Source organism: Saccharothrix sp. DSM 118769 (assembly GCF_052936295.1).
The window spans coordinates 7271738-7289862 of record NZ_CP193627.1; the positions used below are offsets into that span (position 1 = coordinate 7271738).

Annotated in this window: 16 protein-coding genes; 10 read left to right on the forward strand and 6 right to left on the reverse strand. The window is 75.8% G+C overall.

All coding sequences use genetic code 11. The features are described from left to right. Positions 1 to 56: 56 nt before the first annotated feature. Together ACRAKJ_RS30255 and ACRAKJ_RS30260 are read left to right on the forward strand one after the other, a co-directional pair. Positions 57 to 1160 (forward strand): sigma-70 family RNA polymerase sigma factor, encoded by a 1104-nt coding sequence (locus ACRAKJ_RS30255; protein WP_438926442.1) that lies wholly within the window; start codon positions 57 to 59, stop codon positions 1158 to 1160. Continuing rightward, positions 1150 to 1908, forward strand: coding sequence for an isocitrate lyase/phosphoenolpyruvate mutase family protein (locus ACRAKJ_RS30260; RefSeq protein ID WP_438926443.1), 759 nt, complete (start codon positions 1150 to 1152; stop codon positions 1906 to 1908). Before ACRAKJ_RS30255 ends, ACRAKJ_RS30260 begins: the two co-directional genes overlap by 11 nt. Before the next feature lie 78 nt (positions 1909 to 1986). Here ACRAKJ_RS30260 and ACRAKJ_RS30265 read toward each other — a convergent pair whose 3' ends face one another. After that, the gene (locus ACRAKJ_RS30265) at positions 1987 to 2274 is read right to left on the reverse strand and encodes a hypothetical protein (RefSeq protein ID WP_438926444.1); all 288 of its coding nucleotides are present in this window, start codon (positions 2272 to 2274) and stop codon (positions 1987 to 1989) included. 331 nt (positions 2275 to 2605) lie between these two features. Between ACRAKJ_RS30265 and ACRAKJ_RS30270 the strand changes: the two genes are divergently transcribed. The 4 genes from ACRAKJ_RS30270 to ACRAKJ_RS30285 all read left to right on the forward strand — a co-directional run bounded on the left by ACRAKJ_RS30270 (position 2606) and on the right by ACRAKJ_RS30285 (position 7287). After that, the gene (locus ACRAKJ_RS30270) at positions 2606 to 3769 is read left to right on the forward strand and encodes an alpha/beta fold hydrolase (RefSeq protein WP_438926445.1); all 1164 of its coding nucleotides are present in this window, start codon (positions 2606 to 2608) and stop codon (positions 3767 to 3769) included. 85 nt (positions 3770 to 3854) lie between these two features. Next, entirely contained in the window at positions 3855 to 4631 is a 777-nt protein-coding gene (locus ACRAKJ_RS30275; protein ID WP_438926446.1) for a DeoR family transcriptional regulator, read from the forward strand. Continuing rightward, positions 4628 to 5803, forward strand: a complete 1176-nt coding sequence (locus ACRAKJ_RS30280; RefSeq protein ID WP_447008755.1) for an MFS transporter — start codon at positions 4628 to 4630, stop codon at positions 5801 to 5803. The genes ACRAKJ_RS30275 and ACRAKJ_RS30280 overlap by 4 nt, the downstream gene beginning before the upstream one ends. A 323-nt stretch (positions 5804 to 6126) precedes the next feature. Further along, the gene (locus tag ACRAKJ_RS30285; RefSeq protein ID WP_438926333.1) at positions 6127 to 7287 is read left to right on the forward strand and encodes a hypothetical protein; all 1161 of its coding nucleotides are present in this window, start codon (positions 6127 to 6129) and stop codon (positions 7285 to 7287) included. Between the two features lie 240 nt (positions 7288 to 7527). On the opposite strand, the gene ACRAKJ_RS30290 is transcribed toward ACRAKJ_RS30285, so the two are convergent. From ACRAKJ_RS30290 to ACRAKJ_RS30300, 3 genes are all read right to left on the reverse strand, one after another. Next, positions 7528 to 10947 carry a BTAD domain-containing putative transcriptional regulator gene (locus ACRAKJ_RS30290; RefSeq protein ID WP_438926332.1) on the reverse strand — a complete coding sequence of 1140 codons (3420 nt, stop codon included), beginning with the start codon at positions 10945 to 10947 and terminating at the stop codon, positions 7528 to 7530. A 71-nt stretch (positions 10948 to 11018) separates the two neighbouring features. Then, positions 11019 to 11906 carry a hypothetical protein gene (locus ACRAKJ_RS30295; protein ID WP_438926331.1) on the reverse strand — a complete coding sequence of 296 codons (888 nt, stop codon included), beginning with the start codon at positions 11904 to 11906 and terminating at the stop codon, positions 11019 to 11021. Between the two features lie 136 nt (positions 11907 to 12042). Further along, a complete protein-coding gene (locus ACRAKJ_RS30300) occupies positions 12043 to 12969 on the reverse strand; it encodes a zinc-binding dehydrogenase (RefSeq protein ID WP_438926330.1) in 927 nt (308 codons plus the stop codon). 93 nt (positions 12970 to 13062) lie between these two features. On the opposite strand from ACRAKJ_RS30300, the gene ACRAKJ_RS30305 reads away from it, so the two are divergent. Then, positions 13063 to 13680 carry a TetR family transcriptional regulator gene (locus ACRAKJ_RS30305; protein WP_438926329.1) on the forward strand — a complete coding sequence of 206 codons (618 nt, stop codon included), beginning with the start codon at positions 13063 to 13065 and terminating at the stop codon, positions 13678 to 13680. Between the two features lie 12 nt (positions 13681 to 13692). On the opposite strand, the gene ACRAKJ_RS30310 is transcribed toward ACRAKJ_RS30305, so the two are convergent. Beyond that, positions 13693 to 14496, reverse strand: coding sequence for an SIP domain-containing protein (locus ACRAKJ_RS30310; protein WP_438926328.1), 804 nt, complete (start codon positions 14494 to 14496; stop codon positions 13693 to 13695). 66 nt (positions 14497 to 14562) lie between these two features. Between ACRAKJ_RS30310 and ACRAKJ_RS30315 the strand changes: the two genes are divergently transcribed. After that, positions 14563 to 14910 carry a BTAD domain-containing putative transcriptional regulator gene (locus ACRAKJ_RS30315; protein ID WP_438926327.1) on the forward strand — a complete coding sequence of 116 codons (348 nt, stop codon included), beginning with the start codon at positions 14563 to 14565 and terminating at the stop codon, positions 14908 to 14910. Positions 14911 to 15000: 90 nt separating this feature from the next. On the opposite strand, the gene ACRAKJ_RS30320 is transcribed toward ACRAKJ_RS30315, so the two are convergent. Then, the gene (locus tag ACRAKJ_RS30320) at positions 15001 to 15939 is read right to left on the reverse strand and encodes a YVTN family beta-propeller repeat protein (RefSeq protein ID WP_438926326.1); all 939 of its coding nucleotides are present in this window, start codon (positions 15937 to 15939) and stop codon (positions 15001 to 15003) included. Between the two features lie 387 nt (positions 15940 to 16326). Here ACRAKJ_RS30320 and ACRAKJ_RS30325 point away from each other — a divergent pair, with 387 nt between their 5' ends. Both ACRAKJ_RS30325 and ACRAKJ_RS30330 read left to right on the forward strand, forming a co-directional pair. Next, entirely contained in the window at positions 16327 to 16950 is a 624-nt protein-coding gene (locus ACRAKJ_RS30325) for an L-threonylcarbamoyladenylate synthase (RefSeq protein ID WP_438926325.1), read from the forward strand. 56 nt (positions 16951 to 17006) lie between these two features. Further along, a complete protein-coding gene (locus ACRAKJ_RS30330; protein ID WP_438926324.1) occupies positions 17007 to 18020 on the forward strand; it encodes an anti-sigma factor RsbA family regulatory protein in 1014 nt (337 codons plus the stop codon). Positions 18021 to 18125 lie beyond the last annotated feature (105 nt).

Sequence of the window (18125 nt, forward strand, 5' to 3'; positions counted from 1 at the left end):
CGGCGTCGGCGGTGTCCACCCCTCCGAGGGGACCACCGGAGAGGGGGAGGACCACCATGCGAGGAGTCCCGCAGGTCGACGACCTGCTGGTACGGGCGCGGCAGGGGGACGGCGAGGCGTTCCGCGACCTCGTCGAGCCGTACCGGCACGAGCTCCAGGTGCACTGCTACCGCGTCCTCGGTTCAGCGCAGGACGCCGAGGACCTGCTCCAGGAGACGCTGCTGGCGGCGTGGCGCGGCATCGGCGGGTTCGAGGGCCGCGCGTCGGTGCGGACCTGGCTCTACCGGATCGCGACCAACCGCTGCCTCAACGCCCTGCGCGACGCCTCCCGCCGCCCGTCCGCGGACGCGGCACCCGTGCCGGAGGTGCCGTTGCCGGAGCCGTCGCGCCGCCGGGCCGAACCGAGCTGGCTCACGCCCTACCCCGACGCGCTGCTCGACGAGGTCGCCGACCGGGCGCCCGGCCCGGAGGCGCGGTACGAGGCCCGGGAGTCGGTGTCGCTGGCGTTCCTGGCGGCGTTGCAGCAGCTGCCGCCGAGGCAGCGGGTCGTGCTGGTGCTGCGGGACGTGCTCGGGTTCCGGGCCGCCGAGGTGGCGGACCTGCTCGACGCGACCGAGGACGCGGTGAACGGCGCGCTGAAGCGGGCCCGGGGCACGCTGGCGCGGGAGCTGCCCGCCGACCGGGAGAGCGCGCCGCTGCCGGGCTCGCCCCGGGAACGCCGGCTCGTGGCCGACTTCGCGCGCGCGTTCGAGGCCGGCGACGTGGACGCGGTCGTGGCCCTGCTGACGGACGACGCGTCGCTGACCATGCCACCGCTGCCGCTGGAGTACCTCGGCCGGGAGGCCGTCCGGCGGTTCCTGACCGAGGCCGCGCTGAGGGGTTGCCGCGGCCACGTGCTGATCCCGACCCGGGCGAACGGCCGGCCCGCGTTCGGCTGCTACCTGCGCGACCCGAGGACGCCGTTCCTGCACGCGCACGGCCTGCTGGTGCTGGACCTGGCCGGGGACCGGGTGTCCGGGATGACCCGCTTCCTGGACAACTCGCTGATGGCGTCGTTCGGTCTCCCGCGCTCGCTGCGCGTCCGGGACCGCGCGTGGAGTCCCCACGGGCGGCGAACGCCGCACCACGAAGAGAAGAAGGAGGACGTCGATGTCCGCTGACCTGGCGGAACTGAAGGCCCGCGCCGAACGGCTCCGCGAGCTGCACCGCGGCGAGCTGCTCGTGCTGCCCAACGCCTGGGACGCGGCCAGCGCGGCGATCGTCGCCGGGGCGGGGTTCCCCGCCGTCGCCACCGCCAGCGCCGCCGTCTCCGCGGTGCTCGGTCACCCCGACGGCGAGGGCGCGCCGTGGCAGGAGATGTTCGCCGCGGCCGGCCGGGTCGTCCGGGCGGTGGACGTCCCGGTCACGGTGGACGCCGAGGCCGGGTACGGCATGGCGCCGCGCGAGCTGGTGGACCGGCTGCTGGAGATCGGCGCGGTCGGCTGCAACCTGGAGGACACCGACCACCGGGCGGGTGGCCTGGTCGAGGCCGGCGCGCACGCCCGGTGGCTGGCGGACGTCCGCGCGGCGGCGGACGACGCCGGGGTCCCGATCGTCGTCAACGCCCGCGTGGACGCGTTCCTGCCCGGCGCCGGGGTGCCCGGACCGGACCGGCTCGCGGAAGCCGTGCGGCGGGGGCGGCTCTACCTGGAGGCCGGGGCCGACTGCGTCTACCCGATCGGCGTGCGCCGCCGCGAGGACGTCGTCGCCCTCGTCGCCGGGCTGCCCGGCCCGGTCAACGGCAACACCGGCGACGAGCTGGACCTGGCCGCGCTGCGGGAGATCGGCGTGGCGCGGGTGTCCTACGGCCCCCGCTTCCACCGCGCCGCCATGGCCGACCTGAAGGCCGCGGTGGAGAAGCTGCGCTGACCTCCGGGACGGCGCGGTCCCGGTCCCCGGGCGGGGGTCGGGCGTCACCGGGCGGGGGTCAGGCGTCACCGGGGGGAGTCAGGCCGGGACGAGCCGCAGGCGGAACCGGGTGCGGGTCTCCTCGGCCCGGTGCCCCTCGCCGCACGCCAGCGGCGCGTCCGCGGGGGCGTCCGCGAAGCGGTAGACCGACCTCGGGCAGGCGGGGTCGGGGCAGCGCCCGAGGTACGTGCTGTGGCCCACCGCGGCCTTCGCGTTCCCCGGCGCCCCCGCGCCCCAGTCCGCCACGCCGGCCGCCGTGCCCAACGGCACGGGACTGACCACCGGCGGGCGCTGCGCGCCGAGGTCGGTTGCCGGTTCAGCCGTCATGCGATCGCCCTCCGAACGATTCAACTGAATGCGCGCATCTTAAGTGGATTACGCGCGGCAAAGGCAACCGAACGCCATCGATGCAGGTAGAAGGCGGGATTTTTCGCGACACAGGATGACCGGAGCCGCAGTGGTGCGGACCGCCAAGTCGGTGAAATACCGATTCAACTTAATTCGACAACTCTCCTGATACTTCTCACCGACCTGCGGACCGGCGATCCGGGCGGCCGACCGCGCCGCGACCGGCGGAAAGCGTGATCGAGTACCGATCGGGGTACCTGATGTCCACCGTGAGGGTCACGGTGGAGGTGAGAGGCCCGGCAGGTGAGCGATGGCACTCGGTGAGGTCAGGTCCGCCGGGATCGGCGTGGGATCGGTGGTGGACGCGGTCGGCTCCGCCGTGACCGCCGTGGTGGGCCTCCCCGCCGCGATCGTCTCCGGCGCCGCCGCGCTGTGCTCGCCGACCGCGCTCGTGCGGACGCCCGCCGGGCAGCGGGTGCTCGGGTTCGCCCACGGCGCCTTCGGCGAACTCCCCGCACCGCGCCGCGACGCCTCCTGCCCGGACACCCTCCCGGCGGCGATGTCGGTGCGGTCGGACCACCGCCGCGTCCGCCTCGACCCGGCGTCGCTGGCCGCGGCGTTCCCGGCGGCGACCGGCCGGCTCGTGCTGTTCCTGCACGGCCTGGTGGACACCGAGCGCTCGTGGTTCCCCGCCGGGCGGCCCGGTCGGCGGCGGGCGGGCACCGACTTCGGGCGCGGGTTCGCCGCCGAACTCGGGTGCACGCCCCTGCACCTGCGCTACAACTCCGGCCGCCACGTCTCCGACAACGGCCGCGAGCTGGTCGACCTGCTCGACGAGCTGGTCGCCGCCTGGCCGGTCGAGGTCACCGACGTCGTCCTCGTCGGGCACTCGATGGGCGGCCTGGTCGCGCGCAGCGCCGCGCACCGCGCCCACGAGCGGGCCGCGCCGTGGGCGTCCCGGCTGACCCGGGTGGTGTGCCTGGGCTCGCCGCACACCGGCGCGCCCCTGGAGCGGGCCGTCGCCCGCACCGCGGAGGTGCTCGACGGGCTGTGGCCGGCCGCGCCGCTGTGCCGGCTGCTGGCGCTGCGCAGCGACGGCATCAAGGACCTGGCCGAGGGCTACCTGCACGAGCACCAGTGGCGCGGCGTCGACGACGGCGCCCCGCCGCCGAGCACCGCGCTCCCGCCCGGCGTGCGGCAGCTGTTCGTGGCGGCGACCCTGACGTCCTCGCCGGACAGCGCGCTGGGCCGCCTCGTCGGCGACCTGGTGGTGGACCCGGAGAGCGCCGCCGCCCCCGACCAGGAGGCCGACCGCTGCCGGGTGGGCGGGGTGAGCCACTTCGCCCTCCAGACCCACGACGACGTCTACCGGGCCGTCCTGGACTGGCTGCGCGAGACCGACCCGGCCCCCGTCCCCGCCGAGCGGACCCCGGAGTGCACCGACCCGGCCCCCGCGAGCACCAGGTGCGCGTAGGTCTCCTGGGGCGCGTCACGTCCCGGGAATGACCGAAACAACATTTCACTTGTTCGAACGCACATGATTTGCGACCATCCCTCACGTGAAGAGCCCCGACCGGCACCGCGAGATCATCAGCAGGCTCCGCACCGACACCCAGGTGTCGGTCGCCGAGCTGGCGGCGGTCACCGGCGCGTCGGAGATGACGATCCGCCGCGACCTCGACCTGCTCGCGGCGTCCGGCGTGCTGCGCCGGGTGCACGGCGGGGCGGTCCTGGTCAGCCCGGCGGGCGTCGAGCCGCCGTTCACCGCGCGCACCGCCACCGCCACCGCCGCCAAGCGCGCCATCGCCGCCGCCGCCGTCGGGCTGATCCGCGACGGCGAGACGATCGTCCTCGACAGCGGCACGACGGCGCTGGAGGTCGCGAAGCTGCTGCGCGACCGCACGGTCACCGTGATGCCCCTGTCCCTGCACGCCGCCCGCGAGCTGCTCGACGCGCCCGACGTGCGGCTGCTGCTGCCCGGCGGCGAACCGAGGCCCGGCGAGCTGGCGATGGTCGGCCCGCTGGCCCTGGCGTCGCTGCGCGCGCTGCGCTTCGACGTGGCCGTGCTGTCGCCGTGCGCGCTGGGGCTGGACTCGGGGCTCACCGCGCACGACCTCGCCGACGCCGAGGTCAAGCAGCAGGCGATGGCGGTGTCCGGGCGCACGGTCGTGCTGGCCGACGGCACGAAGTTCGACCGCACCGCGCTCGCGCACATCTGCCCCGCCGACCGGCCGGACGTGCTGGTCACCGATCCCGGAGCCCCCGAGGGGGCGCGGCGCGAACTGGCCGCGCGCGGGGTGCTCGTGCACGTAGCCGAACGACTGGAGAACCCGTGACGACCCCCCTGCCGCGCGCCGCGCGCGTCGCGACCTGGATCTACTTCACCCTCAACGGGTTCGCCATGGGGCTGTGGGTGGTGCACATCCCCAACGTGGAGGACGCGGCCGGCATCTCGCACAGCACCCTGGGCGGGCTGCTGCTGGTGCTGGGCGCGGCGGCGTTCGCGGGCATGCAGGTCGCCGGGCCGCTGGCCGACCGGGTGGGGCAGCGCAAGCTCCTGCCCGCGGCGGGCGTGCTGCTCGGCGTCGCGCTGTTCTTCCCCGGCCTGGCGGACTCGTGGTGGACGCTCGGGCTGGCCCTGGTGTGCTTCGGCTTCGGCAACGGCACCATCGACGTCGCGATGAACTCGCACGCCGTCGTCGTCGAACGCGCCTACCCGAGGCCGATCATGGCCTCGTTCCACGCCATGTGGTCGATCGGCGGCGCGTTCGCGGCGCTCGTCGGCGCGGCCACCCTCGGCGCGGGCGTGCCCACGGCGGTGACGCTGAGCGCGTGCGGCGCGTTCACGATCGTGGTGTCGCTGGTGACCGGGCGGTTCCTGGTGGACGGCCGCCCCGAGCCGGAGGAGGCCGCGTCGACGGTGCCCACCGCGAAGCCGTCGCCGAAGCTGGTGTGGCTGCTCGGCGCGATCGCGTTCGCGATGATGCTCGCCGAGGGCGTGGCCAACGACTGGGCCGCCCTGCACGCCGAGGACGTCCTGGGCACGTCGACCAGCACGGCGGCGTTCGCGTACGGCTCGTTCGCCGTGGCGATGACCATCGGCCGCTTCGCCACCGACCGGGTGTCCGCGCTGGTGGGGCCGGTCGCGATCGTGCGCTACGGCGCGGCGCTGGCGGCGTTCGGCCTGGTGCTGGTCATGCTCGTCCCGTGGCTGCCGGCGGTGCTCGCGGGGTGGGCGCTGTTCGGCCTGGGCCTGTCCGGCAGCGTGCCGCAGCTGTTCAGCGCGGCGGGCAACCTGGACACGCGCTCGTCCGGCGCGCTGATGGCCCGCGTCGTGGGCCTGGGCTACGTGGGCCTGCTGGCGGGCCCGGCGGTGATCGGCGGCCTGGCCCACTGGGTCCCGCTGAACCTGGCGTTCGCGGTGCCGGTGGTGCTGTGCGGGCTGGCGGTGGCGTTCGCGGGCGTCCTGGCCCCGCGCCCGGCCGCGGTCGAGGAGCCCGTCGCCTGACCCGGCGGCGGGCGGGGACCGGGCCCCGCCCGCCGCCCTCGCCCGCCACCCCGCCCGCCGCCCGTGCGGAACGCCGCTGGTCAGGGCCCGCGGCGAAATGTGAGACCCTGGTACCACACGGCCCTCACCGGGGCTGTTCGCCCACGGTTCCCCAGGATTCGCCTGTGGCCACCGGCCCGAGCCCGGCAGTGGACGCCTCCTCGTGCTCCCGCTCGTTCCACCGCTCCCGGTGCGACCCGCACCGCACGGCCGGCTCCACTGACCTCACGGGGGACCCCATCAGCGTTTTCACCACGATGCCGCACCCGGTCCACTCCCCCCGCGTGCTCGCGGACGTGTACGGACCCGGCGTCGCCGTCGCCTCGCGCCCCGCCCTGGAGCCCGACGCGCCGGTGGGCGAGCACCGCACCACCCGCGACTCGCTCTCCGCCAGGCCCGTCGCGGTCGCCGCGGACACCCCGCTGATCTCCAGCGCCGGCGGCACGGGCCCCGAACTGCTGGCACTGCTGCGCGACGGCGGCCTGCCGGTCGGCACGGACCTGCGCGAGTTCCGCAGCGAGGCCGGGTTCGCGGCCCGCGTGGCCGAGGCGCTGTCCGACGGCCTGCTGATCGCGATGGAGTACCCGCAGCCGGTCGCGCTGTGCCCGGACGACCGCGCGGTGAAGACCGCGCGGCTCGTCGGCAGCCTGAACAACAAGGCCGGCATCGACACCCTGGTCGACGCGCGCTTCCGCGCGCGGCGCACCGTCGTGCCGCGCGGTCACCTGGCCGGGGCGACGCCGGTCGCCGAGTCGTGGGTGCTCAAGGCCGCCACCGACGACGCGCACGGCGCCAGCCTCGACGTCTACCTCCACGAGGCGGGCGAGCGGGTCGCGCTGCCGGCGTTCGCGGGCCTGGTCGACCGGTTCGTGGTCGAGGAGTACCTGCACATCCGGCGCAACTGGGGCATCCAGCTCTACGTGGGCCCGGACGCGGTGGCGCGGCTGCTGGCCGTCACCGAGCAGCGGGTCGACGAGGCGGGCGTCTACGTCGGCGGGCGGTTCGGCGGCGTCGCACCGCCGCCGGCCGAGCTGCTCGCCGAGTGCCTGGCGGTCACCCGGCGCGCGGCCGAGGCCGGGTACCGGGGGCTGTGCAGCCTGGACTGCGCCCAGACCCGGGACGGCCGGCTCGTCCTGCTGGACCTGAACTTCCGGATCACGGGCGGGTCGATCCCGTTGCTGGCGCTGCGGTCCGTCCGGCCCGACGCGCTGGACGGGTACGCCGAGTCGGTGAAGCTCGCGGTCACCGCGCCGATGGCCGACCTGCTGGCCGAGCTGCGCCCGGCGCTGGCGGCCGGCGGCCTGCTGGTCACCTCGGGCCACGACACCACCCGCACCGACAGCCGCGTGCGGCAGAGCACCGTGCAGCTGCTGGTCCACGGCGACGACCCGGACGACGTGGCCGCGCGCCGCCGCGCCCTGGAAGCCACCACCACCCCCTCCTGACCCGCCACCCCCGAGAGTCCAACCCCCAGACCCCGAGAGTCCAACGCTCAGGACCCGCGAGTCCTACGCTCGCGACCCGCGAGTCCTACGTTCGCGACCCCTGAGTTCTACGCTCGCGAACGGAGAGCCCAGGGGCGCGAACGCAGAACTCAGAGGCCCTGAACGTAGAACTCGGAGGTCCTGAGCGTTGGACTCTCGGGGCTTGAGCGTTGGACTCTCGCGGGTCAGGCGGTCAGGCGGTCAGGCGGTCAGGCGGTTGGCGGCGGCACGGGTGGCCGCCCGCCGCACGTCCCAGAGCGCGCCCATCCGCCGGTACAGCCCGACGGCCTCGTCCAGCGCGACCGCCGCCTCCTCCGCACGACCGGCGCGACCCAGCAGCACGGCGTGGTCCTCCCCCGCCTGCGCCAGCTCGAACAGCCGGCCGACCGAGCGGTAGCGGGCGACGACCCGCGCCATGCCGTCCGGGTCGTCCTCCAGCAGCGCCCGGCACCGCAGGGCGGCGGTGGCCGCGCGCAGCGGACGGGTCTCCCGCGCCGCCTCGACCTCGCACGCCTCGACGGCGGCGCGGGCGGTGGCGCGGTCGCCCTCGTCCAGGGCGAGCCGCACCAGGTCAGGCAGCCACTGGTGGCGCAGCATCATCTGCGCGTACTTCGCGTCCAGCATCCCGCCCAGCACGGCCATCGCCGCGACCGCGTCACCGCGCCGCGCGCACGCCATCGCCTGCGCCGCCACGAGGAAGTCGCAGTTCTCCCGGTCGGCGGCGGTGGCCAGGGGCAGGTTCAGGCCGGCGTCGAGGTGCCGGGTCAGGGCGGCCTCGTCGTCGCGGTGCGCGGCGACCAGCGCGCCGACGCCGTGCAGCAGCAGCACGGGCCCGCCCTCGCGCAAACCGAACCCGGTGAACTCGGGGTCGGCCAGCACACCGTCCACACGCGACACCGCGGCGTCCCACCGCCCCAGCCAGAAGTCCTGCACGGCGCTCGCCACCTGCACACCCGCCGCGGGCGCGCCCAGGCCCGCGATCTCGGCGGCCAGGGCGAGGTCGGCGTCGGCGTCGGCGAGCCGGTCCAGGCACTGGAGCGTGAACGAGCGGTTGTCCAGCAGCACCAGCCGCAGGTCCGACAGCGACAGGTCGGTGCCGACCAGCGCCAGCGCACGGTCCAGGTGGACGACCGCGCCCGAGTAGTCCCGGCGCACCGCGTCGACCTGCCACAGCACCTCCAGCGCCTGGCCGATCGCGAACCGGTCGCCGGACGCCTCCCCCAGCGCGACGGCCTCGCGCGCGCTGTCCGCCGCCCGCTCCAGCTCGCCGATCCCGGCCCGCTGCACCAGCGCGACCAGCGACACCAGCCGCGCCCGCCACACCGGCGGCAGCGCGTCGTCGGCGAGCGCGTCGGCCAGGATCGCCAACGACTCCTCGGCGCGCGACGCCCGGTACGGCACGTACGCCAGCACCCACCGCGCCTGCGCGGCCAGGTCCGGGTCGCGCAGCAGCGGCAACGCGCGCCGGGCGTGCGCCTCGGCCTCGGCGTCCCGGCCGATCCGGAACAGCACGCCGGCCAGGTGCGCGGTCAGCACCGCGCTCCGCGCGCGGTCGCCGGGGTCCACGGCCGGGTCGACCTCGCGGCGCAGCAGCTCGACCGCGACCAGCGGTGCGCGGGCGGCCAGCACCGGGGCCGCGCCGACGAGCCAGTCCGCCACCCACGGCCCGGCCGGTCCCCCGACCGCGAGCAGTTGGCCCGCGACGTGCTCGACGGACGCCCCGGTCCCGGCCAGCGCCTTCGCCGCCTGCTGGTGCAGCGCGACCCGCAGCGCCAGCGGCGTGCCCTCGTACAGCGCCTGCCTGATCACCGGGTGCCGGAACGCCAGCCGCACGCCCGCGTCGCGCAGCACGCCCGCCGTGATCGCCTCCTCCACCGGCCGCACGACGTCGGTGACCGGCCTGCCCCACACCGCGGCCACGTCGCCGACGGTGAACTCGCCGCCGAGCAGGGCGGCCCAGCGCAGCACCTCCCGGGTCGGGTCGGCCAGGTAGTGCAGGCGGCCGGTGACGGCGGAGACCAGCGAGCCGGGTGCCCGGTCGAACGACCCGGCGGGCACGTCGGCCGTCCCCGAGTCCACCCGCACCACCGCGTCGCGCACCAGGGCGTCGGCGATCTCCCGCACGTACAGCGGGTTCCCCGAGGCGCGTTCCACGACGCGGCGCAGCCCCGGCCCGGCGGGCGCGCCGACCAGGTGCCCGGTCATGGCGGCCACGGCGTGCTCGTCCAGCGGCGCGAGGTCGACCAGCACGCCGGACGGCGGGTGCACGTCCTGGCGCAGCCGCCGCACGTCCGCCCGGTGCGGCACCGGGCGGGCCGCGCCGACCAGCAGCAGGGGCAGGCGCGCGGTGAGCCGGCACAGCCGGTGCCACAGCACGACGCTCGCCTCGTCGGCCCAGTGCAGGTCGTCGAACGCGACCACGACCGGCCCTTCCGCGCACCACGACGTCACCAGGGACACCAGCTCGTCCAGGGCGGCGGACACGTGGTCCGCGCCGCCCGGCACGGCCTGGCCGGCGTGCGGCGTCGCCCGGATCGTCGCGCGCCGCGGGTCCGCCGAGTCCGGGGTGACGTCCAGGCAGTCCATCGCCAGGCCCAGCGGGAAGCCGCGGCCCAGCTCCTCGGCGGCGGCGTGGGCGACCCGGTGGCCGGCCCGCCCGGCGCGCGCCAGGACGGCGGCGACCAGGGCGGACTTGCCGATGCCCATCTCGCCCTCGACCCACAGCTGCCCGCCGCGCCCCTCGCCGAGGGCGTCGACCAGCGCCTCGGCCGCCGCCAGCTCGGCGGTCCGGCCCACGAGGACGGGCGGGGCGGCGACGGCCTGGCGGGTGGCGACCGGCACGGCCAGCGCGGGGTCGTCGGCGAGGATGCGGTCCCGCAGCCGGCGCAGCCGGGGGCTCGGCTCGATGCCCAGGTCGTCGACGAGGACCCGCCGCACGTCGCGGTAGACGTCCAGCGCGTCGGCGTTGCGCCCGCACCCGACGAGCGCGCGCATCAGCAGCCCGCGCGGCCCCTCGCGCAGCGGGAACTCGGCCACCAGCGCGGTCAGCCCGGCGATCAGGTCGGCGTGCCGGCCCAGCACCAGGCCGGCCTCGGCGCGCAGTTCGACGGCCGCCACCCGCAGCTCGCGCCACCGCGTCCGCTGCGCGTGCGCGAACGGCCCGGTCAGGCCGGCCAGCGGCTCGCCGCGCCACAGGGCCAGCGCCGAGTCCGCGGCGTGCAGCGCGCCGTCCGCGTCGTCGGCGGCGAACCGCTCGCGCGCCAGGTCGACGTGCCGCTCGAAGAGCACCGCGTCGACGGCCCCGGGCTCGACGTGCAGCCGGTAGGCCGACCCGGTCGAGGTCAGCACCCGCCAGGCCGCGCCGCGGGCGCGCCCCGGTTCCAGCGCCCTGCGCAGCGCCGAGATGTGGGTGTGCAGGTTGCCGACGGCGCTGCCCGGCGCGTCGGCGCCCCAGACGCCGGCGACCAGCGCGTCCCGCGGGACGACGGTGTCGGGCGTCGAGGCGAGCACCGCCAGCACCGCGCGCGGCCGTGCCGACCCGAGGTCCAGCTCGGCGGCACCCGACCAGGCCCGCACCGGCCCGAGCAGTTCGACGCGGACCTCGTTCTGCTGAGCCGACATGCGCGACGCTGCCCCCTCCACCGTTCCCGCCGCCCCCAACCGTAGCGGTGGGGGCGGCGCGGTGGACGGACCTACTCGCAGCCGACGCCGTCGCCGTTGGCGTCCAGGTCGTACACGTCGGGGCCGATGACGGTCACCGGGCCGGTCACGTACGCCGGGCCGTTCCCCTTGCCGGGCCGGCAGTCCACGTCCGCGGCGATCGGCACGCACGGCGTGTAGCTGGCGTGGCAGCCCTGCTGCGGGGCGACCGGGGCCGGGGCCGGGGCCGGCTGGGGGTTCGGCTGCGGCTGCGGCTGCGGCTGCGGCGCGACCGTCGTGGTGGTGGTCGTGGTGGTGGTCGTCGTCGTGGTGGTCGAGGCGGTCGTGGTCGTCGTGGTGGTGGGCGCGGTCGTCGTCGTGGCGCGGGTAGCGGTGGTGAGGTCGGCCGCGCCGGTGGGCGTCGACTCCTTGTCCGCCAACGCCCCGATGAGCACGAACACGAACACCACGGCCGCCGCCGCGATCCACACGGGCCGGCGCGAGAGGCGGGTCCGCGCGGCCACCGGGACGGCCGGGGCCGCGAACACCGCGGTCGGCGGTTCGAGCGGCACGACACCGGTCGTGTCGCGCGGCAGGCGGAGCACGACCTCCAGCCCGCGCACCCCCGCCTTCACGACGGCCTCGCACCCCGGCCGCGCGCCCCGCCCGGTCACCTGGGCGACCAGCCCGGCGTAGCGCTGCGACATCAGGTGCGTCAGCTCCCCGACCCGCCGCCCGTCCAGCCGCACCTCGACGGCCCGCTCCCCCCGGTGCCTGCCGGACTCGACGGCGCACCACGCCAGTTCGGCGACCACCCGCCGCTCCCGGCCGGGCGCCACGGCGTAGCGGGCCAACGCGTCCTGGTGGTGCTCCTCGCGAGTCACCGTCACGGTCACCTCGGCCTGGAGCACGACCAGGCCGTCCGACGAGTTTTCGATCACTGCGCGCTCCCGGGAACGACTGAACGGGTGTAGGCCGTTCATCGCAACGTGCGACACCGCGTTACCGGCGACTACAGCGCGCAGCGGACCTGTGACCGCCGGATGAACTGCATCACCGGATGATGCGAACGGGTCGTCACACCACCCGGAGCACGTGCTTGCCGCGGACGCCACCGGCTTCCATCGCCCGGTGCGCGGCCGCGGCGCCGGACAGCGGGTGGACGGTGTCGATGACGGGGGCGATCGAGCCGTCCTCCACCAGCGCGGCCAGGTCGGTGAACAGGTCGGTGCGCGGGTTGCCGCTGAAGAAGCGCACCCGGCGCGGGCCGAGGGCCGCGGACGCGAGCAGGTAGGCGACGTCGGCGGCCGAGCGGAACGCGATGGCGACCATGCGACCGCCGGGGCGCAGCAGGCGGCGGTAGGCGCGGGCGCCGCCGCCGTGGGTGTCCAGGACGACGTCGAACGTGCCCAGCTCGGCCGGGTCGGTGCGGTAGTCCACGGCGGCGTCGGCGCCCAGGGAGCGGGCGAAGTCCAGGGCGGACGCGGACGCCAGGGCGGTGACGTGCGCGCCGTACGCGCGCCCCAGCTGCACGGCGACGTGCCCGACGCCGCCGGTCGCGCCGCGCACGAGGAGGCGTTCGCCCTCGCGCAGCCGGGCCGCGTCGCGCAGCGCGGTGATCACCGTGGTGCCGACGCCGGGCAGGGCGGCGGCCCGCACGAGGTCCAGGCCGGCGGGGCTGGGCGCGAGCTGCCGGGGGCGGACGGCGACGTACTCGGCCGCGCTGCCGAACGTGCCGCGCGGCAGGGCGCCCCAGACGGGCGTGCCGGGGTCGAAGCCGGGGCCGGAGACGACCTCGCCGGCGAAGTCGACGCCCGTGCGCTTGGGGAAGCGCGGCCCCAGCACGAGCTTCAGCCCGCCGGCGCGGGCGGTCGCCTCGCCGCCGTTGACGCTGGCCGCGTGCACGCGCACCAGCACGTGACCGGGTTCCACCACCGGGTCGGGCGCGGTGCCCTCGTAGAGGACCTCCGGTGGTCCGTACCGGTCGAACAGCACTGCCCTCATCCGCCACGCCTCCGGGTCAAGTGGAAAGCACCTTCCACTTGACGCTAACACGGTAACCGGAGAGGGCCTTCCACTTGCCGTAAAGTGAGAAGCATGGACGGTCGGACCACTCGGTTGCGCGTGGACGCGCAGCACAACCGCGACCGCGTCGTGGCCGCCGCGCGGGAGGCGTTCGCGGAGCAGGGCCTGGACGCGTCGATGTCCGGCATCGCCCGCCGCGCGGGGGTGGGCGTCGCGACCCTCTACCGGCGCTTCCCGACCAGGCGGGCCCTGGTCACGGAGGTGTTCGCGGAGCAGTTCCACGGCTGCACGTCCGTCGTGCACGACGCGCTGGACGACCCCGACCCGTGGCGCGGGTTCTGCCGCGTCGTCGCGGAGCTGTGCGAGATGCAGGCCCGGGACCGGGGGTTCAGCGCGGCGTTCCTCAGCGCGTTCCCCGACGCCGTACCGGTGGACGAGCAGCGCGCGCGGGCCTGGGAGGCGCTCGCCGCGCTGGTGGCCCGGGCCAAGGCGGCGGGCGACCTGCGCCCGGACTTCACGCCCGACGACCTCATCATGGTGCTGATGGCCAACAACGGCCTGGTCACCGGCTCGGTCGAGGCGGCGGTGGCCGCGTCGCGGCGCCTGGTCGCCTACTTCCTCCAGGCGTTCCGCGCGCGCGGCCCGCTGCCGCCGCCGACCCCGCTCGGCCTGCGCGACGTCCTGGGGTGACCCCCGGGCGCCTCAGCCCTGTTCCTGCTCCACCTGCCGGTTCCACTCGCCCTTGGACGACTGCCAGCCGTCCTCGTCCGCGCCGAGCCGCCAGTAGCCGGAGATCGACATCCGCTCCTTCGCCACGCCGCGCTCCAGCTTCAGGTGCCCGCGCAGCTCCTTGACCATGGTCGCCTCGCCGTGCACGAAGACCTGCACGGCCCCCTCGGGGAACTCCAGCGCCCGCACCGCCTCCACGACCAGCCGACCCCGCGGGCCGCCGGCGCGGTGCAGCCACCTCAGGTCCACCTCGCCCGCGCTGCGCACGACCTGCTCGTCGTCCGGCCCCTCGACCTCGACGAGCACCGTCGCGCGGGCGCCCGGCGGCAGCGCCTCCACGGCCGCCGCGATGGCGGGCCACGCGCTCTCGTCGCCCGCGAGCAGGTGCCAGGACGCCTCGGCGGACGGCGCGTACCCGCCGCCGGGACCGGCGAAGTGCAGCACGTCCCCGGGCTGGGCCTTCGCGGCCCACGGGCCGGCGATCCCCTCGTCGCCGTGCACGACGAAGTCGATCGTCAGCTCGCGCGCCGCCGGGTCCCACGCCCGCACGGTGTAGGTGCGGGTGCGCGGCCACCGCTCGCGCGGGAACGACGCGCGCACCTCGCGCAGGTCGAACGGCTCGGGGTAGACCACGTCGGGCAGCGGGAAGACCAGCTTCACGTAGCTGTCGGTGAACGGCCCGGTCGCGAACCCGTCCAGCCCCTCGCCGCCGAGCACCACGCGGACCATCTCCCGGGCGAGCCGCTCGGTGCGCACCACCCGTCCGTACAACGCCATGTCCTGTGCTCCACTCGCTCCGCTCGATCGGTCACCCCAACCGTACGCGCGGCCGGGATCGATTCGGTGGCGACGGAATCCCTGGTCCTCGGCCCGCTGGAGGTCCGGCACGGCGGGCGGGCGGTCGCGGTGCCCGCGGGCGAGGCCCGGGTGCTGCTCGCGACGCTGCTGCTGCGCGCCGGCGGGGTGGTCGCGGTCGACGCCGAGGACCTCGACCTGCGCCGCTTCCGCGCCCTGGCCGGCGAGGGCGGGCACGCCGAGCTGCGGGCGCTGACCCGCGAGCACCCGTTCGACGAGCGGTTCTGGGCCCTGCTGGTGCGGGCGCCGCACCGCTCGGGGCGCACCTCGCGGCCGGCGACCCGGCGGCGGCCCGCGCGGCGTGGCACGGGTCCCCGGCCGTCCTCGACGCCCTGACCCACCCCCGGGGCGGGGCGGGTGCGGGCCAAGCTCTGACGCCGTACCGCCGTACCGCCGTACCGCCGCGCCGCCGGGCCCGTCGCGGCGTCACGAGGTGACGGCCAGGCCCTCCGGTTGCGTGCCCACGGGCACGGTCGCCAGGACGGTCGCGGACGTGGGGTCGAGCAGGGTCATCACGCCCGCGCCGGAGTTGGTCAGGTAGACGTGGCTGCCGTCGGGGTTGGCGGCCATGCCCTCGGGCAGGCGGGCGACCGGGACGGACGGGCCCACCGGCTCGCCGGAGGGGCTCAGGACGGAGACGGTGCCCGCGCCCGTGTTGGCCACGTGCACCCGGCCGCGCGGGGTGACCGCCACGCCCAGCGGCGCGTTGCCGACCGGCGTGGTCCTGGCGGGGCTGTTGTCGTCGGCGTCGATGACGGTCACCGAGTTCGACCCGGTGTTCGCCACGTACACCCGCTCGCCGTCCGGGCTCACCGCGACGCCCGCCGGGTACAGGCCCACGGGGATGGTCGCGATCGGCTTGTGGTTGCCGGTGTCCAGGACGGTGACGCTGCGATCGCCGTTGTTGGTCACGTAGACGCGCTTGCCGTTCGGGCTCACCGCGGCGGAGTGCGGGAAGCGGCCCACCGGGACCTCGCGGACGGGCTTGTTGGTCGCGACGTCCACGACGGTGACCGAGTTGGAGCCGAAGTTGGTCACGTAGGCGTGGGTCGGGGTGACGGCCACGCCGTACGGGTTGCGGCCGACCGGCACCGTGGCGACCACCGCGTGACCGCGGACGTCGAGCACGGAGAGGGTGTCGGCCTGCTCGTTGGTCACGTACACCCGCTCGCCGCCGGGGGCGGTGCCCACGCCGACCGGGTACCGGCCGACCGGCACGGTGGCGACCACCTCGTTCAGGCGCGTGTCGAAGACCGTCACCGAGTCGGAGCCGCTGTTGGCGACGAACACCTTGACGCGTGACGGGTAGAAGCCCGCCGACGCCTGGCAGGGTGTCAGCAGCGCGGTGACGACGAGCAGTACCACCCCCGTTCGAGTGAACCACTCTCGGGGAAAAACCAACCTGGAGTAGAAAATGATCTTGGACGACACCCTGCTCATGACTTTCCTCGTCTAGGGACTTGTAGCGGTCAGCGCCGCGGCCTAACGCGAAAGAACCTCTACGAGCTGGCTTTTAGCCCTCCACTCGCGAGTGCCGGCAAGCGTGGGTCTTCGGGTGGGACCCAACCGCCGCCGACCGGACACCTGACACTATTGGCCTAGTGGATGGTTCCGCAGAGTGAGGAACGCACGATTGCCTCGTCGGGGTGAGAAACCCCGCTGACAGGGTGACCACCACCGCCCGCCGGCCACCGGCCCGGGCCGGCGGGGTGCACGCGAGCACCCCCGACCGGAGCGCACTACGCTCCCCGCATGGCGAGGTACTTCGACGTGCACCCGGTGAACCCGCAGCGCAGGACCATCGACCAGGCGGTCGCGCTGATCAAGGCGGACGGGCTGATCGCCTACCCCACGGACTCCTGCTACGCGCTCGGGTGCCGGCTGGGCAACAAGGACGGCCTGGACCGCATCCGGCAGATCCGCCACCTCGACGACCGCCACCACTTCACGCTCATGTGCCGCGACTTCGCCCAGCTCGGCCAGTTCGTGCACGTGGACAACTCGGTGTTCCGGGCGATCAAGGCGGCCACGCCGGGCAGCTACACGTTCATCCTCCCGGCGACCACCGAGGTGCCGCGCCGCCTGATGCACCCGAAGAAGAAGACGGTGGGCGCGCGCATCCCGGACCACCCGGTGGCGCAGGCGCTGCTGGCCGAGCTCGGCGAACCGCTGCTGTCGAGCACGCTGCTGCTGCCCGACCAGGAGGAGCCGCTGGTGCAGGGCTGGGAGATCAAGGAGCGCCTGGACCACGTGGTCGACGCGGTGATCGACTCCGGCGACTGCGGCACCGAGCCCACCACGGTGGTCGACTTCTCGCAGGGCGAGCCCGAACTCCTCCGCGTGGGCGCGGGCGACCCGTCCCGCTTCGGCGGCTGAACCCGGGGCGCGGACCGGGCACGACAGCGGTCCGCCACGTCGCATACTGTTTTCCGGTGCAGTCGCCCACGCCGCCGGACCGGCCGCCCGCGCACGCCGCGCGCGGCCCGTGGACCGACGCCCGCGGACGGGGGTACGACCACTCCGCCGCCTACTACGCCTCCGACGACGAGCTGCTGTCCGCCGCCGTGCCCTTCCTGCTCGACGGGCTGGCCCTGGGCGAACCCGTCGTGGTGTCGCTCGCGCCGGAGCGGGCCGGGTTGGTGCGCGCGGAGCTCCCCCGAACGGCCGGGGTCGTGTTCACCGAGACCGACGACCTCTACGCCCGCCCCGCCTCCGCGATCAAGTCCTACCGGGAGCTGATGGCCCGGTTCGTGGCGGGCGGCGCGCGCGGCATCCGCATCGTCGGCGAGATCCCGCCGGCGGCGCTCACCACCTCGTGGGACTGGTGGGCCCGCTACGAGTCGGCGGTCAACCACGCCTACGACGACTTCCCGCTGCGCAGCATGTGCGCCTACGACACCCGGACCACGCCCCGGCGCGTGCTCGACGACGTCGCCCGCACCCACCCCCTCACGGCCGCCCCCGGCGGCGGGCGGCGGGTCGACGACCGCTACGTCCCGCCGCCCTCCTTCCTCGCCGAACCGCGACCGCCGGCGCCCCTCCCGATCCAGTCCGCGGCGCCGCTGGCCTCCCTGGTCGTCACCACGTCCGCAGGCGCCCGCCAGGCGGTGCTGGACGTCGGCGGGCCGGGACTGCCCGAGGCGGAGTGGGAGGACCTGCTGCTGTCGGTCAGCGAGGTGGTGACCAACGCGCTGCGGCACGGCCGGCCGCCGGTCCGGCTGGAGGTGTGGGCCGACCGCGACCAGGTGGTCGTCAGCGTCCACGACACCGGCGACGGGCCCGCCGACCCGTTCGCGGGCCTGGTGCCCGCCCCGGGCCGCGACCTCGGCGGCCTGGGCCTGTGGCTGGTCCACCAGCTGTGCGCGCACGTCGCGCTCCACCGCGACGGGACCGGCTTCACCGTCCGCCTGGCCGCCGGCGACCCGCACGGCCTGCGCCGCTCCTGACGCCCGGCGGGCAGGCCGACCCCCGACACGCGGCGAGCACCCTGCCACGACGCCCGACAGGCAGCCCGATCCGGACGCCCGGCGGGCACCCAGGTCCAACGCCGT

Bases quoted from the DNA above. Each gene is read 5' to 3' on its own strand.
- ACRAKJ_RS30265 (WP_438926444.1), bottom strand. From the start codon at position 2,274: ATGACGGCTGAACCGGCAACCGACCTCGGCGCGCAGCGCCCGCCGGTG.
- ACRAKJ_RS30290 (WP_438926332.1), bottom strand. From the start codon at position 10,947: ATGTCGGCTCAGCAGAACGAGGTCCGCGTCGAACTGCTCGGGCCGGTG.
- ACRAKJ_RS30260 (WP_438926443.1), top strand. From the start codon at position 1,150: ATGTCCGCTGACCTGGCGGAACTGAAGGCCCGCGCCGAACGGCTCCGC.
- ACRAKJ_RS30305 (WP_438926329.1), top strand. From the start codon at position 13,063: ATGGACGGTCGGACCACTCGGTTGCGCGTGGACGCGCAGCACAACCGC.
- ACRAKJ_RS30255 (WP_438926442.1), top strand. From the start codon at position 57: ATGCGAGGAGTCCCGCAGGTCGACGACCTGCTGGTACGGGCGCGGCAG.
- ACRAKJ_RS30300 (WP_438926330.1), bottom strand. From the start codon at position 12,969: ATGAGGGCAGTGCTGTTCGACCGGTACGGACCACCGGAGGTCCTCTAC.
- ACRAKJ_RS30325 (WP_438926325.1), top strand. From the start codon at position 16,327: ATGGCGAGGTACTTCGACGTGCACCCGGTGAACCCGCAGCGCAGGACC.
- ACRAKJ_RS30270 (WP_438926445.1), top strand. From the start codon at position 2,606: ATGGCACTCGGTGAGGTCAGGTCCGCCGGGATCGGCGTGGGATCGGTG.
- ACRAKJ_RS30310 (WP_438926328.1), bottom strand. From the start codon at position 14,496: ATGGCGTTGTACGGACGGGTGGTGCGCACCGAGCGGCTCGCCCGGGAG.